The sequence below is a fragment of the Streptomyces nidicola genome, from assembly GCF_050106155.1.
Classification (GTDB): Bacteria; Actinomycetota; Actinomycetes; order Streptomycetales; family Streptomycetaceae; genus Streptomyces.
The window spans coordinates 409,278-427,479 of record NZ_JBNBPI010000001.1; the positions used below are offsets into that span (position 1 = coordinate 409,278).

The window sequence follows — 18,202 nt, forward strand, 5'->3', positions numbered from 1 at the left end:
CAATCTACGGAAGGGATCAGGTAAGAGCTGAGCAAAGAGTGACACCGAAGGTCGCCGTGAGGAATGCCCTTAACCTCCCGACGAGAAGGGCAGGTTGCCCTCGCGCCCAACTCATGAGTCGTCAGGCATCCTCGTCATGTGCGCTCAGCGCGAGGTCGTTGGTGGCGGTGAAGTAGGGCCCGACGCTACTGCGCGATGCGGCTCCGTCCGTCAGAACACATGCGGGTACGCGGTCGGTCCTGCGACGGTCGACGATGTCGCCGCCGATGCGGCCGATCGGCACCGGCTCCGCGAGTTGGCCGCACCGGAGCCGCAGGTCCCACACGTCGCGGTCGGTACGACGCCGCTGGTGCAACGCATCATGAGGCACAGAGAACGAGAACCGGGTGGACGACGACCAGCTCAGCGGTACGACGACGTCGAGCGACTCGTCGTGACGGGAGACCGCGACGACCGAGACGTCCGTGAGGTCGGTCGCGGGCCCAGGAATCAGGAGCTCGGCGGCAACTTGGGTGGACAGCGCAGTGGAGTGGACAGAGTTGACCTCGGCGTGTGCCGGTCGCTGCCAGGCGCGCACAGCGAGGTATCCGTCGGTGGTGGCATACGGCAGGGTGGTGACCAGCGCTCCATGGCTCACTCGGGGCGTCCGGTTCACCGCTGCCACCCGTTCAGCGAGCAGACAGCTCAGACGATGTCGCCGACCGCTGCGCCGATTGACCACGTAACAGTCCCATCGCCCCTCGGCCAGGGGATACTGCTCGGGCCGGATCGTCACGTCCACGGCGTGGATGTCGGGTGCGGTCGCCAGGTCAGGCACGGGTACCGTCACCTGGCGCCCCTTGGGGTCCTTGCGCAGTTGGGCGACGAAGTCCAGTTGCCCGGGCGGCAGCGTGAACGGATCGAACCGCACGGTCAGCGAACCGTCTGCATGGGCGCGCGCGAAGACGCCCGACTGGGTTGGAGGCACGTCCGCCTCGTGCACCGCGCTCCGAGGCGCCGGGATCCGTGAAGGACGCACGCGACCGCCGAGTGTCCTGAGTCGCTTCCGAAGTGTGGGGCTGGGGAGCGTCGGCTTCTCCATCGCTGCGCGGGCCCGGGAACGGAACAACTGGTCGAACAGCGCCTCGTACCGGCGAGCCATCACTGTCGGGACGTAACTGAGGGCGGTCTGACGGGCGTTGGCGCCGAGCCGGTCGCGCAGTTCCGTATCGGTCATGAGGTCCTCCAGCGCTGCCGCATAGCCGGCGGTGCCCGCGCCCAGAGGAACGAGGCAGCCATTGACTCCATGGTCGATGATCTCCGCGGGTCCGTGCGGGCAGTCGGTGGCGATCACCGGGACTCCGCTGTGCATGGCCTCGACGATGGTCACGCCGAACGACTCCCGGTCCGACGACACGGCTGCGATGGCTCCCTTGGCCCACTCGGTCTCGATCGGTGCGACGGCCCCCATGAGCCGGACTCGGTCGTACAGGCCCAGGCGGTCGATCTGCGCGCGCAGCGCGTCCCGCTGCGGACCGCGCCCGTACAGCCGCAGCGTCCACTCCGGGTGGCGGTCGGCGACCTGCGCGAAGGCATCGATGAGGCGGTCGTACCGCTTGACGGGGCTGAGCCGCCCCGCGGCCACGACGACGTGGGAGCGGCGGTCGGAGGGCTGGGCGTCCGGCGCGGGAACGCCGTTGGGGATGCAGAGGATCGTGGTGTCCGACCCTGGGACGGCCTCGCGGTAGTGACGGGCGTCCGCCTCGTTGGCGGTGACGTAGGCGTCCAGGTCTGCGATGGTCTGGTTCTGATGTGCGGTCAGTTCGGCGGCCTGGGAGCTCTGGCTCAGGTGCTCCTGGCCGATCCGCAGGTACCGGGCGTGTCCGTCCCGTGCAAGGAAGCCGTTGAGGTCCGGGCGGGTCGCGATCACAACATCGGCGTCGGTGCGGGCGAGCCAGTCGACGATGCGCTGCTCGTGCAGCAGGCTGTAGGACTTGCCAGGGCGGAACAGGGTGCGGGGTTCCTGGCGCAGGGGGTCGTCGCCCTCGTATCCGGGTGCGTCCTTGCGCAGGTCCACGAGGTGTGTCAGGTCTACGCGCGGGTCGTAGGACAACTCCGGTGTTTCGGCGGGGCGTTCGACGCTCACGACCTGCACACTATGCCGTCGCGCGAACGCTCCCGAGAGATTCACGGTGGCGCGGATGGTGCCGCCGATTCCGTACGCATTGTTGATCAGAAAGGCGATCTTCATGGGGCCTCGCTGGAGGGATTGTGGCGCTGGCACCCGAGGCCACCAGCGCCCTCTCTGAGGTGTCTTCGGGCGGTCGACGGAGGTGATGTCCCCATGACGCACGTCGCCTTGCACTCGACGTTCCGAGGATCACGACTGACCGACCACGGTACTGCACTTCGTCTACATAGCTGTAGTCGGATCTTCACGCAATGGATTGCCTGGTACACCCGTCCGCACCCGTCGTCCGCGCCGGTCAACCGCGGAGCGTCGGCTCCCCCACAGGGCTCTCGGTCGCGACTCCCCTCGCCCGCCCCGGAGCCCCTTCACGGCGGGCCAGCGAGAGGAAACCGACGAACGCAGCGATGACGACGAGCAAGGCGATGCTGACAGGACCCGCGCCAAAGCCGAGACCACCATGCCGCGGGGAAGCGGCGGCCCAGTCCGCGAACGACGCGCCGAGGGGGCGGGTGACGACGTAGGCGCACCAGAACGCGGCGACGCCGTTCAGCCGGAACCAACGGTGCCCGACCGCGGGCAGCGCGATGAGCAACGCGAACAGAAGCCCGGCATCGAAGTACCCGATGCCCGAAGTGGACGCGACGAGATCCCCGACAGCCGTACCGAGCGCGAACGTCGCCATGACGGCGAGCCAGTAGAACGTTTCGCGCCTGCGAGTGCGTACGTCATGGAACGTCAACGAGCGCTCCGTGGCGTACCAGACGGCGAACACCGCGGCGAGGAGGACGGCGAACGCCACGGTCGACGTCACATACGGCACGCCGACGATCACATGGATGAAGTCGGCGACCATCGTGCCCACGACACTCACCATGACAACGCAGCCCCAGTACAGCCCTGCGACGTAACGACGGCTGCGGTACTGCGCGACGAGGAACGCAGCCAGGACGCCGACCGAGAGGGCCACGGCCGGCGCCGGTCCGACCCCCACGGCCAGGAAGTCCGAGGCGCTCTCACCCATCCCTGTGGTCAAGACCTTGGTGATCCAGAAGACGGCCGACACCGCCGGCACCTTGCTCGCGGCCGCTCTGACACGGTCGGCGTGCCGGCCGCGAGGAGTAGGGAGAGTGCGAGTGTTCGTCATGGTTGCTCAGCTCCGCGACATGGGTGGACATCACGCCTCTGCGACGCGAGATGGGATGCGTGAAGACATGCGAGACGGCAGTACGCAGCGGTTGGCGCGCAGGACTGCACGGCCGCTTATGACTACAGCACTGTAGACGACGACTGGGCGAGTATCCGCTGCGGGGCCCCGGGCACCGCGTAGGCCGCCGGCTCCGGATGGTCGTCGCCTGGAGCGGAGGCGGCGCCGTCGTCCTGCCCAGAAGGTTGAGCGGCGCGAAGTGACGGCTGGAAGTGACACGTTCCGGCGCCAGCTACCGCCCCGCCTTGGTCCGTCGGGGTCCAGCGCGCCGTCACTACTGGGGTGTTGGGGTCCGGCCGGTGCGGCGCGCCCGGGCGGACAGAAGAGCCTTCAGCCGCCGCAAAGCTGCCCGGAACACACGGAGCCGCGCCTCATGCCGGCGTGCACGGCGACGCAGGGCCCGTGTCGCCCGCAGACCCCTGAACAGCGCCTCGTATGTGCCGGCGACTTCGGCCGGGTCGTAGACCGCGCTCGATACCAGCGCTGCTCTGCCCATGCGGCGTCGCTGATCCGGGTTCTCCACGAGGTCCAGCAGGGCCTGGGCCAGCGCGTCCCGATCGCCGACAGGCACCAGGCGGCCGTCGACCCCGTCTGAGATGATTTCTCCTGGCCCCAGTGGGCAGTTGGTGCTGACGACGGGTACTCCGCAGCGCATGGCCTCGATGACGGTCATGCCGAACGATTCGGCCTCGGAGGCGACCGCGACGAGGGATGCCGCCGCGAAGGCGGGTTCGATCGGGGTGCGAATGCCCATCATGTGGGCGCGCCCGGTGAGGCCGAGGTCCTCGATCTTCTGTTGCAGGGCGGCTTTCTGAGTACCGTCGCCATAAACCTTCAGCTGCCAGTCGGGGTGCCGGACCACGATGTCGGCAAAGGCGTCGATCAGCAGGTCGAAGCGTTTGGAGCGGATGAGTCGGCCGGCGGCCGCGATGACGGGCGCCGAACCGTCGGACGGTGGGACGGACGGCGCGGGCACACTGTTGGGGATTGCGGCGATGTGGACGCCGGCCATGGGCATCCTGGCCCGGTAGACCTCCGCATCCGCTTTCGTGGTGGTGATCACGGCGTCCAGTTCACGGTAATGACGAGCCAGGACGGTGCGCAGCTTCTTGCGGTGGGCGTCGTGTGTGAGGTGTTCCTGCGCGATACGAACGGCGCTGCGTGGGGCGTGGCGTGCGAGGTAGACGTTGATTCCCGGCCGGGTGCCGATGATGACGTCGGCGTCGGTCCGTGCGAGGTGGTCGGCGATACGCAGGTCGTGGAGCCGGCTGTACTGGTGGTGACGGCTGTCCTCGGCGGGAAACACGACGGCCGGCTCGGCGAGTTGAGGAAGGCGCGCGTCGGAGGACTTGGGCCGCAGGTCGACCAGCGGAGTCAGCGTGATACGGGGATCGACCTCGAAGCGCGGTGTCTCGCGGTGCCGGTGCATGGAGACGATCTCCACTCTGTGCCGGTCCACCAGCGCCGCGGCGAGATTGAGCGTGGTGCGGATGGTTCCGCCCACGCCGTAGACATTGTGAATCAGAAAGGTGATCTTCACGGTGCTCCTGTTCTCATGACGGCTTGCACCGCGTGCGAGGCGGATCTCCGCTCAAGTGCGGCGACGACTGGGAGCAGGAACGACAGATACGCGAGGGCCAGCAGCCATCCGGCGAGGATGTCGCTCGCCCAGTGCACGCCGAGATAGACCCGGGTCAGGGCGACGCAGCTGGCCCAGACGACGACGAGTACGCGCACGCACCGGGCCAGGAACCGGCGTGTGGTGCGAGTGACCGCCCAGCACACGAGTCCGGCCGCGAGGGCGGTCGTGGTGGTGTGCCCGGAGGGCATCGAGAAGCCCGAGGCGTGGGTGGCCCAGTCCGGGCGCGGGGGCCGCGAGCGCGCGATCAGTTGCATAGCGACGAGTCGGATGCCCTGGCCTGCCAGCAGCACGGTCAGGGCTGCCGATGCCCGGACGGCACGGGCCCGCGGCGTGGCTCCGCTCCACAACCCGGCGGCGAGAACGACCAGGTACGGCCAGATCGACGTCCCCGTGGCCGTGACGGCCCGCGCGACGCTCAGGGCCGCCGGCGGCCGGTGGCCGAGTGACCACGCGTGCGACCAGCCGTCACCCACCAACAGGCCGTCGTGCGCGAGGAGTACGGCGGTGATCAGAAGCTCCAGCAGAAGGAGGGCCACGCCTCCGATCCACGGCAGCGCCTTCACTCGCATCACGTCGCCCGGCCCGGACGCCGCCCCAGGCACGTCGGCCTGTACGTTCACCGGGCCAGGGCTTCTGGACGGTTGGGCTCTCCACCGCCACGGGCGCGGACGAAGCCGTACATCAAGTGGGCCAGGACAGCACCCACGATCGCGCCGAGCAGCAGTCCCGCCAGTACGTCGTGTGGATAGTGCGCACCCACCCAGACGCGAGAGAACGCCATGAGAAGCGCGGCGGGCAGGGCGATGAGTCCGAGCGTCCTGTCGACACACCACAGCGCGGCGGCAGCAGCGGCGGCGATCGCCGCGTGGTTGCTCGGGAAGGACCAGTCCCCTACGCCCGGACACGCTTCGAGCGGCGAGACGGGCAGCACCTGACACGGCCTTGCCTCGTGCAACACGCTCTTGACGATGTCGTTGACGACGAAGGCCGCCACCACGATCAACGGGACGGCCAAGGCGGGCAGTTGTGGCCGACCTGCGGAACGCGCCCGCCACCAGCCCCACAGCATCAGGACGGCGAACAGGCCCAGCCCCCAGTCCGACCAGAAAGCGATCAGCGAGTTCACCGCGTCCGGTGTGCGGTCGCTCACATGGGCGACACCGGTGTAGAGGGAGTCGTCGAAGAAGGCTGGGGTTGTCACGGCGGTCACAGGCTCTCGCTGGTCTTCGGCACGTCGCCCGCCACGGCGCGGCGACGGTTCTTGCGGCCCCGGAGTACTTCGACGAGCAGAGGAGCCAGCGAGACGATCACGATGAGGCCGACCAAGGGAAGCAGATACCGGTCGACGTTCGGCACGGACGAGCCGAGCGCGTAGCCGCCCAGGACCAGGCCGACCGTCCACACGGTGCCGCCGACGATCTGCCAGAGCGCGAAGGTCCGGGCCGGCACGCCGAGAGCACCGGCCAACGGATTGAGCACCGTGCGCACGACAGGCACGAAACGGGCCAGGACGATCGCCTTGGCATACCCGTACCGGGCCAGCAGTTCCTCGGCCCGCTCGGCACCTTCCCTCAGTCTCACGGATCGGCTGCGCGCCAGCAGGGGCCTCCCGCCCCGGCGGCCGATCCAGTACCCGGCCTGCGCGCCGGCGAGCGCGCCCACGACGGCCGCCACCAGGACCTGCGGCAGCGAGAGATGCACCCCACTCCCCCCGGAAGCGCAGAGAAGGCCCGCAGTGAACAGCAGGGAGTCTCCGGGCAGGAAGAACCCGACCAACAGTCCGGTCTCCGCGAACAGCACCACTGCGACACCCAAGGCGCCGAAAGCGGTCAGCAGTGAACCGGCATCCAGGATGTTCACGGCCAGCGGCTGTGACGTGGCCGTCCCGCACACATCCAGGCACAAGGGCACGCCGATTCCTCTCGTAGGAAACACACGCCACGGGAAGCACCACCGCGACGACTCCGCGACCACACAAGGTCTACAACAATGTAGTCGGTCTACTTCACTGTAGACGCTCTTCTGGCACACTGAGTTCCATGACTGAGGAGATAGGGGGCCGTCGGCCGTCCGGCGAGCTGGAGGCGAAGGCTTTGACGGCGCTGTGGACGGTAGGGCGCCCTCTGACTCCGGGAGAGCTGCGCACCGAGCTCGGTGACGGCCTGGCCCGCACCACGGTGTCGACGATCCTGATCCGGATGTACGAAAAGGGCATCGTGACGCGCTCCCCCGCCGGCCGCGGCTTCGCGTACGCGCCCGCGTCCGACGCCCCTGGGCTCACGGCCCGGCGCATGCACGCCGAACTCGACCGGGGCGAGGACCGCACCAGCGTGTTGGCCCGCTTCGTGTCCAACCTGAACGAGCGGGACGAACAGACACTCCGGACGCTTCTGTCCGACATGGGAGGATCAGAGGCGTGATCTACGCCGTCTGGTTGCCGCTGCTCGTGCCGCTGCTGGCCGCTCCCGTCGCGAAACGCGTCGCCGCCCGGCTGGCTCCGCACACGGCCGCCTGGACCCTGACGCTCACGGCGGGAGCGCTCGCGTTCTGCAGCACACTGGCCCTGGGCATGCTGCTGACTGCCGGCGCCCTGCGCCTGGCCCCGATCGCCGCGCTCGACGACATCAAGCCGCACTGGCTGGGCGCCGAGGCCTGGTGGACGATTCCGGCCTCGATCATGGCGGCCGGCGCGCTCGCCTTCAGCGCCGTATCGGCCCTACGACGGCTGGCACGCCAGCGCCGAGAGCTGCGTGACGCCCGAGCACGCACCGGGCCGACCGCGGGAGACCTGTACGTGCACGCGCACGACCACCCGTACGCCTACGCGCTCCCCGGGCGGGTCGGGGGCTCCGGCACCATCGTCGTCAGCTCCGCGATGCTGCGTGCTCTGCCGGCCGACGAACGGGACGTGCTGTTCGCCCATGAACGGGCTCACCTAAGTGCCCGCCACCACCTGTTCCTCAGCGCGGCACAACTGACCGCGTCACTCCACCCGGCTCTGCGCATGCTGCGAGAACCGCTGGAGTTCCACCTCGAACGCTGGGCGGACGAGTCGGCGGCCGAGGCCGTGGGAGACCGCCAACTGACCGCGCGAGCCATCGGCCGGGCAGCCCTGGCCTCCCAGGCGTCTCGCAGAGAACCGCACCGTCCGAGTCTGGTCCTCGGGGCCACCACAGGGCCCGTGCCTCGGCGCGTCCTGGCCCTGCTGTCTGCGCCCGTCGACACACACCCACGATCGGCGGGACGGGCCTGGCGCGTGGTGGCCGCCGCGCTCCTGTGCTGTCTGGCCGTATCCGGCGCCAGTGCCCTGCACGCCGCAGCGGATCTGCACTCCGACGTGGAGGCGGCGGAGATGCACCACGGTGGACACGGGGCTGATGCAGACCACGCCACCCGCTGACCCGCACTTTTGAGGGCGCAAGCGCCGGTTCGGTCCGCGCTGTCTCGACGACGAGACGGGGGCCGAGCCCCTGCCCCCCCCGCTGCATGGGACACGGGGGGGGGCGGGCAACATGTCAGGCCGTGAGCTCGCGCTCAGCGTCAGGGTCGGCGACGTCCTTGCGTGTCACCGCGAGGTACACCACCAGCGCGAGGATCACGGCGAGGAACAGCACGCTGGTCACCACGGTGCCGAGACCGAGACCGCCATCACCGGTCGCCTGCGAGAGGTAGTCACCGATCGAGGCGCCGAGAGGGCGGGTGAGGATGTACGCGATCCAGAACGCCCACACCGCGTCGAGACCGAGAGTGAAGTGAGCGAAGGCGACCGCGGCGATCGCCAGGCCGAACAGCACGGCCGCGAGCCAGTAACCGAGGTCCATCTGCTCGGACACCAGGTCCCCGGCTGCGGTGCCAAGGGCGAACGTGAACAGCACAGCGAGCCAGTAGAAGGACTCGCGGGGCGTGGTGTCGATGCTGTGGATGGACAGCGTGCGCTCGCGGCGGTACCAGATCACGAACACCACGGCGAGGGCGATGGCGAACACGGCGGTACTCGTCTCCAGCGGCACCCCCATGTTGTCGGTGAGGTTGTCGCTGATCAGCGTGCCGACAACGCTGATGAGGGCCACGGCCAGCCAGTACACACCGGCACGGTAGGCGCGCGTACGGAACTGAACCACCAGCACCCCGGCGAGGAGCAGGCTCATGAGGATCGAGACACCGGTCAGGCCGAGCCCCGCCTTCTCGTTCAGCAGGTCGGCCGCCGTCTCACCGACCGTGGTGCACAGGACCTTGATGATCCAGAAGTAGACGGTGACCTCGGGCACCTTGTTCCAGCGCAGCCGGTGCCTTGTCGGCCCGGCCGTCTCAGGGATCACTGACGTCGCAGACGTTTCGTTGGTCATGTCGGACGACGGTGCCACCGCGAACCTGAACACATCCTGACTGCCGCGCGAGCTCCGCGCGCGCGACGGCTCGCACAGTACGAGCATGGACGTCGTGCGCAATGACATGACCGGCGTGAACCACGAAGCATCTCCCCGTCCGTCACGGATGGAGGAAGTGTCTCCCCGCCCGTCAGGGATGGAGCGCGCGACGCAATGGTTACGGCAGCGCCTCGGCCGCACGGTTGTGCTCGCCTATGCCGCTGCTCTGTTCCTGCCGGGTCCCGGTGTTTGGCTGCGGCAGGCCCACTCGCTTCCTCTGGTACCGGGCCAACTCCCGTGGTCCACCTCGCAGTTCCTGCTGGCCCTGGTCCTCTTCTCCGCCGGACTCCAGGTGCCCGTACGCGCGCTCGGCGGACTGTTCCGACGGCCGCTCGCCCTGCTGGCCGGGCTCGTACTGCACCTGGCGATCCCGCTGTTGGCCATCCCCGCCGTCGCATTTCTGTTGCACCGCACCTCGGACTCCGACGGCGGCAGCGGGCTGATCACCGCGATGATCCTGATCGTGGCCATGCCCGTCGCTGCCGGAGCCACCGTGTGGACCGGCAAGGGCGAGGGTGACCAGCCGACCATGGTGGGGCTCGTTCTCGCCTCCACGCTTCTCAGCCCTCTCACGATCCCGTTGGTCATCCGCACCTTGCAGCCGCTGCTCAGCGGCGAGTACGCCAGCACGCTCGCCAGGGCCGGACACACCACACAAGGCGGATTCGCCCTGGTCGGGGTCGTCGGTCCGTGCGCCACCGGGATCGTTCTGCGCCTGCTCCTCCCCGCGCCGTGGCTGAAGCGATGGCTGAGCACCATCGTGCCGCTCGCCCTCGCCGGCTCGCTCCTGCTGACCTATGTCAACGCCAGCGGCGCGCTCGGCACGTTCGTCGCCCACCCAAGGCCCCTGCTGCTCGCCGCCGCGCTGACCGTGGCAACTCTCGTCTGCCTGCTGTCCTTCGCCGTCGGCCGAGGTGCGGCACGTCTGCTCGGACTCGACGCTCCTGCGGCATCGTCCCTGACGCTCGCCTGCGGCATGAACAACAGCAGTGCGAGCGCGGTCCTGCTCACCACCACGCTGCCCGACAAGCCACACCTGCTCCTGCCCGTGCTGGCATACGGCCTGCTGCAGAAGACCGCGGCGAGCCGTGTCGTGAGCCGTCGGTTGCCGCTGCCCAGCAGCGGCACCTGAGCAGGTAAAGGCAACCCCGGTATAGGGGAAGAGCTCGGTGAGAGAGTCGGCAACTGGGCCTCGGTGAAGGCTGGTTGGCTGCATGTTCGAGGCACGATGTGCGTGTGTCTGCGTCTCGTTTCCATACTCGGGACGGCCTCCCCCGGGTGTGGCCGTCGAGGGGCCGCCAACCGGGCCGCGCACCGGGCGCTCTGTGGACCACCACGTTGAAGCAGTTGACGAGCTCGGCGACGGGGGCAGCATGCGGCATTGGCACGAGCGGCTAAAGACGGCCGGGAACCTCTCTCGCTCCGCACGGATCGGCCGCGTCACACTGCGGTGGCATCACCTCGCCCTTGTGGCGTGGACAGCCCTCTGGATCCCCACGGCTGAACTCCACCAGGCCATCTCCTGGCACTACTTCAGGACCGGCGAGCAGTTGCTCTTCAACGGCACACCCGGGGGCGGGCTTGCGCTGTACGCCCACCATCCGGAACTCCAGATCGGCCCGGTCAGCTTCCTGGTCGCCACCGCGTTCGCCCCGTTCCGCTTCCATGTCGGCGAGGAACTCGCCGACGCGTTCATGTGCGGCCTCGGGCTGTGCATCCTCGTGCTGGTCGGCCGCGCCGCCGCCGAGCACTACCGCGGCACCGGGGTCAACCACCGCCACCTACAACGGGGCATGCTGATTGCCGGAGCGGCGTTCACCCCCATGTGGGTGGACGTCGCGGTCCACTTCGGGCATCTCGACGACGTCCTCGCCCTGCTCTTCACCACTCTCGCCGTACACGCCCTCGTTCGCGGGCGCGCCACCGCCGTCGGGATCTTCCTCGCGCTCGCCATCGACTCGAAACCCTGGGCGATCGGCTTTCTGCCGCTCCTGCTCGCCCTCCCCCGCTCCGCACGGCTCCGCCCGGCTGCCCTGCTCACCGCGCTGGTCGCCGCCGCGTGGCTCCCCTTCTACGTATCGCACCCGGCCAGTACGGCCGCGGCACGGTTCACGATCATCAACCGGCCTGCCTCAGCACTGCGTTGGCTCGGCATCCACACCGCGGGCACACCCTGGTGGGACCGGCCAGCCCAGATGGCACTCGGTATTGCCCTGGGGACACTGGCCGTCCGCCGTGGACGCTGGCCCGCGGTCATCCTGCTCGGCATGGACGCCCGCATCCTCCTGGACCCCGGCGTCCACACGTACTACGACGCCTCGGTGGTCCTCGGCACCCTGGTCTGGGACGTGATCGGCGAGAACCGCCGTGTGCCCTGGCTCAGCTGGAGTGCCATCCTCACCTTGTACGGCACGACCCTGCTGATCCCGTCCGATGCCGCGCGCGGCTTCATCCGCCTCGTCTTCGTCCTCGGCTCGGCGGCCTATGTCCTGTATTGGCCCCGCAGCTCCCATCCGCTCATGGCGGTCGAGCCGGGGCCGGCCGCCACGAGCCAGTTGCGGTCGGCCACAGCGAGCTGATCGGTGCCGGTGTCGACCGTCGGGTCATGACTCTGCGCCGGGGACGGGGATGAGGAGCGTGAACGTGGTCGGCTCCTCGGAGGCCAGGGTCAGGCGGCCTCCGAAGGCGGCCGTGAGGTCCTTCGCGAGGGCCAGTCCGATGCCGGCTCCGCTGTCGGACCCGGTGCCGCTGTGGCCACGTTCGAAGATGCGGTCCGCGTCGACGGTGAGGTGGCCCTCGTCGCGTACGTCGAGGGCGATCGCCTGGTCGAAGTCGCGGACCGTGACCTCGACGACGCCCGCACCGTGACGACGGGCGTTGTCGAGCAGGACGTCGAGGACTTCGCCGACCGGTCCGGCGGGGACGTGGACGTCGGCGGGGGCGTCAGCACTGTTGATCCCCAGACGGCGCCCGTTTCGGGCGAAGGTGCCGTGCCACCGCTGTTCGGCCGCGTCCAGGACGGCGGCGAGCGGCTGCAGGTTGCCGGTCTGCTGCCAGGCGGGGCTCTGGGACAGCCGCAGAACCTGCTCGACGGTGTGGTGGAGGCGGCGTGTCGTGGTGAGGGCTTCCGTGACCGCGGTGCGCAGAGGTGGCGTGCGGTTCTCTTCCAGAGCGGCTTCCAGGGTGAGTTGGAGTCCGGCGAGCGGCGTGCGCAGCTGGTGCGAGGCGTTGGTGTTGAAGTCGCGTTCACGGCGCAGGAGCTCGGCCAGGTGCGCCAGCATGTCGTTGTGGGTGCGGGCCACTTGGTCGATCTCGCCGATGATGCTGGGTTCGGCGCGTGCGCTCAGGTCTCCCTGGGCGACCAGGCGGCAGGTACGGGAGAGGGCTTCGAGCGGGGCGGCCAGGGCTCGGGCCTGGCGCCGGGCGGTGAGCACGGCCACGGCGACGGCGAGTGCGGCGATGCCGGCCAGGAGAGCCCATGCGAGCAGGACTTGGGTGTGTACGGTCGAGCGGGGTGCGGCGGCACGTACGACGCCGATGACCTCTTCGGCGTGCGTGACGGGGATGGCGACCACGCTGCGCGCCGCCGTGACTCCACGGTGGACGTCACCGTTCCGCGTACGGGTGGTGAGAGCGTCGGCGGTGGCAGGACCGTCGCCGGATCGCAGGCGGCCCTGGTCGTCGTAGACGCCGAGCTCCGCGTGCCGGGGCGCTGCGGGCAGTTCGATGGGGTCGCCGGAGGTGAAGTCGGGTCCGACCCGGACGGCCGCGGACAGGGCGGCTCGTTCGAGGGTGTCGCGCTGGTCCGCGTACAGGGCGGATCTGATCGCCCACCCCAGGGGCAGGGCGAGAAGAATGACGGCCACCAGGGATGCGGTAAGCGCCACCCGCACGACGCGCTGTCTCATGCCTTCATCATGCCGGTGACATGGCTGGTCAGACGGCTGCCTGTGGGCGTTTTGCCATCCTCTAACCATCTGCGTCCTCAGCGTTAACCGGGCGGTTTCTAGCGTGGGTGTCCTCTCCCCTGATCGGTTCAGGGGCACGGAAGGGACACGTCATGGCGCACTCTCGGATCGTGGTGATGGTGCCCTTGGTGGCAGTGGGCGCCCTGCTGGCCGGGTGCTCATCGGGCGGCGGATCGACGAGCCCCTCCCGCCCGGCCACGGCGGCATCCTCGTCATCCTCGGCGGGCCCGAGCCGGCCCGCACCGGCCCCCACCGAGTCGAATCCACCCGGCGACATCCCCGACAACCAGGTCTACGTCCCGTACGCACCCGCGCAGGGCGGGTTCAGCGTGAAGGTGCCCGAGGGCTGGTCGCGCAGCAAGCAGGGCGCGGGCACCGTGTTCACGGACAAGCTGAACTCGGTCACGGTGCGGACCACTTCAGCCGCCACCGCGCCGAGCGTGCGGTCGGTCACCGGGACGGTCGTTCCACAACTACGTACCCCGGTAACACGTTTGACCGGCGCCAAGGCTTCGGTGGTCAAGCGGCACAGCGGCGACGTGGTGCGGCTGACCTACCAGCGGGACTCGGAGAAGAACCCGGTCACGGGCAAGGTCGTACGCGACGCCGTCGAACGCTACGCCTTCTACCGAGGCGGCCACGAGGTCGACGTGACGCTGTCCGGGCCGGTGAACGCCGACAACGTCGACCCGTGGCGCATCATCAGCGACTCCTTCACCTGGAAGTGAGCACCATGAATGCCCGCGCCGAGGCCGAACCAGCGCTCTGCGCACGGGAGTTGTACCGCTTCTACCGCTCCGGCGACGAGGAGGTGTTCGCGTTGCGCGGCGTCTCGCTCACCGTCGACGCCGGTGAGACCGTCGCGGTGGTCGGCCCGTCCGGATCGGGCAAGTCGACGCTGCTCGCGTGTCTGGCCGGGCTCGACGAACCCTCGGGCGGCGAGGTCCGGTTGCGCGGGCACCGGCTCAGCCACCGCTCCGAGTGGGAGCGCACGCGGCTGCGAGCGCAGCACGTCGGCGTCCTGCTGCAGAGCGGCAACCTGCTGCCGCACCTGTCCGTACGCGACAACATCCGTCTGCCCCAGCACGGTGTGCCGGGCCGCCCGGCCCTCTGCGCGGACGAACTCCTGGACCTCGTCGGCCTGAGCGAGCGCGGCCATGCCCTGGCCCGCCAGCTGTCCGGCGGGCAACTCGCCCGGGCCGGGCTCGCGGTGGCGCTGGCCAACTCCCCGGCCGTGATCCTGGCCGACGAACCCACGGGCGAGCTGGACAGCACCACGGAGCAGTCGGTCCTCGCCCTGCTCACCGCCCAGGCACAGGCCGGAAAGGCCGTGATCATCGTGACCCACAGCAGCCGCGCCGTGCGGCGCGCGGACCGCGTCATCACCCTCGCCGACGGCATCGCCACGGCCGGCCGGGACGAGACGGCGAGGCAGGCGTCATGACCCCCGCACCCGCGCCGCTGGTCCACTGTCACCAGGCCGCCCTCACCTTCGGCCAAGGCGCCCGGGCCGTCGTCGCCGTGCACGGCACCGACCTCGACGTCCGGGCCGGGGACCGGCTCGCCGTCGTCGGCCCCTCGGGCAGCGGCAAGTCCTCGCTGCTGCACCTGCTCGCCGGACTGGAGCGCCCCACCAGCGGCACGGTCGACCGCGCCGCGGCACTCACGCCGCTGACCACGGGCCTGGTCTTCCAGAGCGACAGCCTCATCCCTGCGTTGAACGTCCTGGAGAACACCGCACTGCCGCTCGTGCTCGCGGGCCGCACCGAGACCGAAGCACACGAAACGGCCCGCTCGGCTCTCGACCGGGTCGGCATCGCCGACCTGGCCGCCCGACTGCCCCAGGAGATCTCCGGCGGACAAGCCCAACGCGTCGCCGTGGCCCGGGTCCTGGCCCAGTCACCGCTGCTGATCCTGGCCGACGAGCCCACCGGCCGGCTCGACCACGCCACCGGAGCCCAGGTCCTCGACCGCCTGCTCGAGGCGGCCGGGCTCAGCGGCGCCGCGCTCGTCGTCACCACCCACGATCCGGCCGTCGCCGCGCGCCTGAACACCCGGTGCGCCATGCGCGACGGCCGGCTGCTGCCCGTCAAGGAGACGTCGTGATCACCTCATGGGTCCGCGGACTCGCGCGCCGACGCGCGGGCCGCCTCATCGCCGCCGCGGCCGGCATCGCCCTGGCGGTCGCGCTCATCGCCTCGCTCGGCTCGTTCCTGACGGCGTCCAAGGCCACCATGACCCAGCGCGCCGTGCGCTCGGTCACCGTCGACTGGCAGGTCGCGGTCCAACCGGGCGCCTCACCGGGCGGCGTCCTGTCCACGGTGGCCAAGGAGCCGGGCACGCGCACCGCGCTGCCCGTGGGCTACGCCCACACCAGCCAGTTCACCGCGACGTCCAAGGGCAGCACGCAAACCACCGGCCCGGGCATGGCACTTGGTGTACCGGACTCCTACCGGCACACTTTCCCCGGCAGCCTGCGCACCCTGTCGGGCGCGGACCACGGGGTCCTGCTCGCCCAGCAGACCGCGGCCAACCTGCACGTGGCCCCCGGCGACCCCATCACCGTCCGGCTGCCGGGCACCGGCGCGCACCGGGTGCGCGTCGACGGCGTCGTCGACCTGCCGCAGGCCGACTCCCTGTTCCAGACCGTCGGCGCGCCCAGCCAGTCCCAGCCGGCCGCTCCCCCGGACAACGTCGTCCTGCTGCCCGCCGCCCGGTTCACCTCCCTGACCCACGGCGCGAGCGGGGTGACCACGCAGATCCACACGGCGCGCGACACGAACCGGCTGCCGACCGACCCCGCGGCCGCGTACACCGCTGTCACGCGGGCCGCGCACCACCTGGAAGCCGCCTCCTCCGGTGGGGCGTTGGTGGGCGACAACGTTGGCGCCGCTCTGGACGCAGCACGCCAGGACGCCGCGTACGCACAGATGATGTTCCTCTTCCTGGGCCTGCCGGGCGCCGTGCTCGCCGCGGCCCTGACCTGGGCCGTGGCCTCGGCGGGCGGTCAGCGACGCCGCCAGGAGCAGGCCCTGCTGCGGCTGCGCGGCCTCACCTCGCGGCGCATCACCCTCCTCGCCGCGCAGGAGGCCGTCCTCATCGGTGTGGGCGGCGCGGCTCTCGGCCTGGCCACAGCCGCCCTGATCGGCCGCTTCTCCTTCGGCTCGGCCTCCTTCGGCGGCACCGCCGCCTGGGCGGCCTGGTACGCCGTCGCCGCGGTCATCGGCCTGCTCGTCGCCCTCGCCTCGGTCCTGATCCCCGCGGTACGCGATCTGCGCCTCGTCACGATCGCCGACTCCCGCCGCGAGCAGCACCCGGCCCGGAACGACCGCGCCCCGTGGTGGATGCGCTACGGCATCGACGTGATCGTCCTGGTGATCTCCCTCCTGGTCTTCCGGGCCTCCTCCTCCAACCAGTACGCCCTGGTGCTCGCCCCCGAAGGCGTCCCCGCCCTGTCCGTGTCCTACTGGGCCTTCCTCGGTCCGGCGCTGCTGTGGATCGGCTCCGCCCTGCTGCTGTGGCGCATCGTCCTGACGACCCTGACGCACGGCCGTGGCCTCGTGCGCCGCCTGGCCCGGCCCTTCACCGGAACCCTGGCCGGCACGACATCGGCCGTCCTCGCCCGGCGGCGGCGTCCGCTGGCCCGCTCGATCGTGCTTCTGGCCCTGGCGATCTCCTTCGCGATCTCGACCGCCGTCTTCAACTCCACCTACCGGCAGCAGGCCGAGGTCGACGCCCGCCTCACCAACGGCGCCGACGTCACGGTCACCGAGCCGCCGGCTGCCCGCACCACACCCTCCGATGGCGCGGCGCTCAGCGCGAACGGGGTCCACCACGTGGAGCCCCTCCAACATCGATACGCCTACGTGGGATCCGACCTGCAGGACCTGTACGGGGTACGGCCCGGCACCATCGCCAAGGCCACCTCCCTCCAGGACGCCTACTTCTCCGGCGGCACCGCCGACCACCTCATGCACACGCTCGCCACCCGCCCGGACAACCTGTTGGTCAGCCTCGAAACCGTGCAGGACTTCCAGCTCTCCCCCGGCGACACCGTCAACCTCCGCGTCCAGGACGCCCGGACCAAGGCGCTGCGCACCGTCCCCTTCCACTACGCCGGCATCGTCAAGGAGTTCCCGACCGCCCCCAAGGACAGCTTCTTCGTCGCCAACGCCTCGTACATCGCCAAGGCCACCGGCAGCGACGCCGTCGGCGCGTTCCTGCTGGACACCGGCGGCAGCCACCAGCACCGGATCGCCCACACCTTGCGTACGCGGCTCGGCACGAAGGCCACCGTCACCGACCTCACCCAGACGCGCGGCACGATCGGCACCAGCCTCACCGCCGTCGACCTGGCCGGCCTGACCCGCATCGAGCTGTTCTTCGCGGTCGCCCTTTCCGTCGGCGCGGGCGCCCTGGTCCTGGCCCTCGGTCTCGCCGAGCGGCGCCGCACCTTCGCCATCGCGGGCGTGCTCGGCGCCACGTCCCGTCAGTTGCGCGGCATGGTCACCACCGAAGCGGTCCTGCTCGCCTCCGCGGGGCTCGCCGGCGGCGCCCTGATCGGTTGGCTGCTGTCCCAGATGCTCGTCAAGGTCCTCACCGGCGTCTTCGACCCGCCTCCTGCGCACCTGGCCGCACCCGTCCTGTATCTGACCGGGTGTGCGGGCGCCGTGCTCGTCGCCATGGCCTGCGCGGCGTGGAACGGCATCCGCCCCACGCGCCGCCCGGCGGTGGAGGAACTGCGTGATCTGTGACCGTACGGCCGGGCCACGACCGTACGACCGCCCCGGC

The 18,202-nt window shown here is 70.2% G+C and carries 16 protein-coding genes; 8 read left to right on the top strand and 8 right to left on the bottom strand.

Annotation, left to right across the window (positions count from 1 at the left end; genetic code table 11):
- Positions 1 to 121 precede the first annotated feature (121 nt).
- The 6 genes from ACOKM3_RS01935 to ACOKM3_RS01960 form a co-directional block, all read right to left on the bottom strand.
- Complete coding sequence (locus ACOKM3_RS01935) at positions 122 to 2,230, bottom strand: glycosyltransferase (protein ID WP_426896215.1); 2,109 nt, start codon at positions 2,228 to 2,230, stop codon at positions 122 to 124.
- A gap of 235 nt (positions 2,231 to 2,465) precedes the next feature.
- Positions 2,466 to 3,233, bottom strand: a complete 768-nt coding sequence (locus ACOKM3_RS01940) for a COG4705 family protein (RefSeq protein WP_426896217.1) — start codon at positions 3,231 to 3,233, stop codon at positions 2,466 to 2,468.
- 415 nt (positions 3,234 to 3,648) lie between these two features.
- Positions 3,649 to 4,914, bottom strand: a complete 1,266-nt coding sequence (locus tag ACOKM3_RS01945) for a glycosyltransferase family 4 protein (RefSeq protein WP_426896219.1) — start codon at positions 4,912 to 4,914, stop codon at positions 3,649 to 3,651.
- Entirely contained in the window at positions 4,911 to 5,636 is a 726-nt protein-coding gene (locus ACOKM3_RS01950) for a phosphatase PAP2 family protein (RefSeq protein WP_426896221.1), read from the bottom strand. Before ACOKM3_RS01950 ends, ACOKM3_RS01945 begins: the two co-directional genes overlap by 4 nt.
- A complete protein-coding gene (locus ACOKM3_RS01955) occupies positions 5,633 to 6,217 on the bottom strand; it encodes a phosphatase PAP2 family protein (RefSeq protein WP_426896223.1) in 585 nt (194 codons plus the stop codon). Before ACOKM3_RS01955 ends, ACOKM3_RS01950 begins: the two co-directional genes overlap by 4 nt.
- 5 nt (positions 6,218 to 6,222) lie before the next feature.
- A complete protein-coding gene (locus ACOKM3_RS01960; protein ID WP_426896225.1) occupies positions 6,223 to 6,927 on the bottom strand; it encodes a DedA family protein in 705 nt (234 codons plus the stop codon).
- A gap of 128 nt (positions 6,928 to 7,055) precedes the next feature.
- Here ACOKM3_RS01960 and ACOKM3_RS01965 point away from each other — a divergent pair, with 128 nt between their 5' ends.
- The gene (locus tag ACOKM3_RS01965; protein ID WP_426896227.1) at positions 7,056 to 7,436 is read left to right on the top strand and encodes a BlaI/MecI/CopY family transcriptional regulator; all 381 of its coding nucleotides are present in this window, start codon (positions 7,056 to 7,058) and stop codon (positions 7,434 to 7,436) included.
- Positions 7,433 to 8,416, top strand: a complete 984-nt coding sequence (locus ACOKM3_RS01970) for a M56 family metallopeptidase (RefSeq protein WP_426896229.1) — start codon at positions 7,433 to 7,435, stop codon at positions 8,414 to 8,416. Before ACOKM3_RS01965 ends, ACOKM3_RS01970 begins: the two co-directional genes overlap by 4 nt.
- A 115-nt stretch (positions 8,417 to 8,531) precedes the next feature.
- Here ACOKM3_RS01970 and ACOKM3_RS01975 read toward each other — a convergent pair whose 3' ends face one another.
- Positions 8,532 to 9,362: a COG4705 family protein gene (locus ACOKM3_RS01975; protein ID WP_426896231.1), complete on the bottom strand. Its 831-nt coding sequence runs from the start codon at positions 9,360 to 9,362 to the stop codon at positions 8,532 to 8,534.
- 148 nt (positions 9,363 to 9,510) lie between these two features.
- Between ACOKM3_RS01975 and ACOKM3_RS01980 the strand changes: the two genes are divergently transcribed.
- Together ACOKM3_RS01980 and ACOKM3_RS01985 are read left to right on the top strand one after the other, a co-directional pair.
- Positions 9,511 to 10,575 carry a bile acid:sodium symporter family protein gene (locus tag ACOKM3_RS01980; RefSeq protein WP_426906665.1) on the top strand — a complete coding sequence of 355 codons (1,065 nt, stop codon included), beginning with the start codon at positions 9,511 to 9,513 and terminating at the stop codon, positions 10,573 to 10,575.
- Positions 10,576 to 10,912: 337 nt separating this feature from the next.
- Positions 10,913 to 12,022 (top strand): hypothetical protein, encoded by a 1,110-nt coding sequence (locus ACOKM3_RS01985; RefSeq protein ID WP_426896233.1) that lies wholly within the window; start codon positions 10,913 to 10,915, stop codon positions 12,020 to 12,022.
- A gap of 24 nt (positions 12,023 to 12,046) precedes the next feature.
- On the opposite strand, the gene ACOKM3_RS01990 is transcribed toward ACOKM3_RS01985, so the two are convergent.
- Entirely contained in the window at positions 12,047 to 13,351 is a 1,305-nt protein-coding gene (locus tag ACOKM3_RS01990; RefSeq protein ID WP_426896235.1) for a sensor histidine kinase, read from the bottom strand.
- Positions 13,352 to 13,503: 152 nt separating this feature from the next.
- Between ACOKM3_RS01990 and ACOKM3_RS01995 the strand changes: the two genes are divergently transcribed.
- The 4 genes from ACOKM3_RS01995 to ACOKM3_RS02010 are packed head-to-tail and all read left to right on the top strand — an operon-like array spanning position 13,504 to position 18,165.
- Entirely contained in the window at positions 13,504 to 14,139 is a 636-nt protein-coding gene (locus ACOKM3_RS01995) for a hypothetical protein (protein ID WP_426896237.1), read from the top strand.
- A 5-nt stretch (positions 14,140 to 14,144) separates the two neighbouring features.
- The gene (locus ACOKM3_RS02000) at positions 14,145 to 14,855 is read left to right on the top strand and encodes an ABC transporter ATP-binding protein (RefSeq protein ID WP_426906666.1); all 711 of its coding nucleotides are present in this window, start codon (positions 14,145 to 14,147) and stop codon (positions 14,853 to 14,855) included.
- The gene (locus tag ACOKM3_RS02005; RefSeq protein ID WP_426896239.1) at positions 14,852 to 15,517 is read left to right on the top strand and encodes an ABC transporter ATP-binding protein; all 666 of its coding nucleotides are present in this window, start codon (positions 14,852 to 14,854) and stop codon (positions 15,515 to 15,517) included. Before ACOKM3_RS02000 ends, ACOKM3_RS02005 begins: the two co-directional genes overlap by 4 nt.
- Entirely contained in the window at positions 15,514 to 18,165 is a 2,652-nt protein-coding gene (locus ACOKM3_RS02010; RefSeq protein WP_426896241.1) for an ABC transporter permease, read from the top strand. Before ACOKM3_RS02005 ends, ACOKM3_RS02010 begins: the two co-directional genes overlap by 4 nt.
- The last annotated feature ends 37 nt before the right edge of the window (positions 18,166 to 18,202 follow it).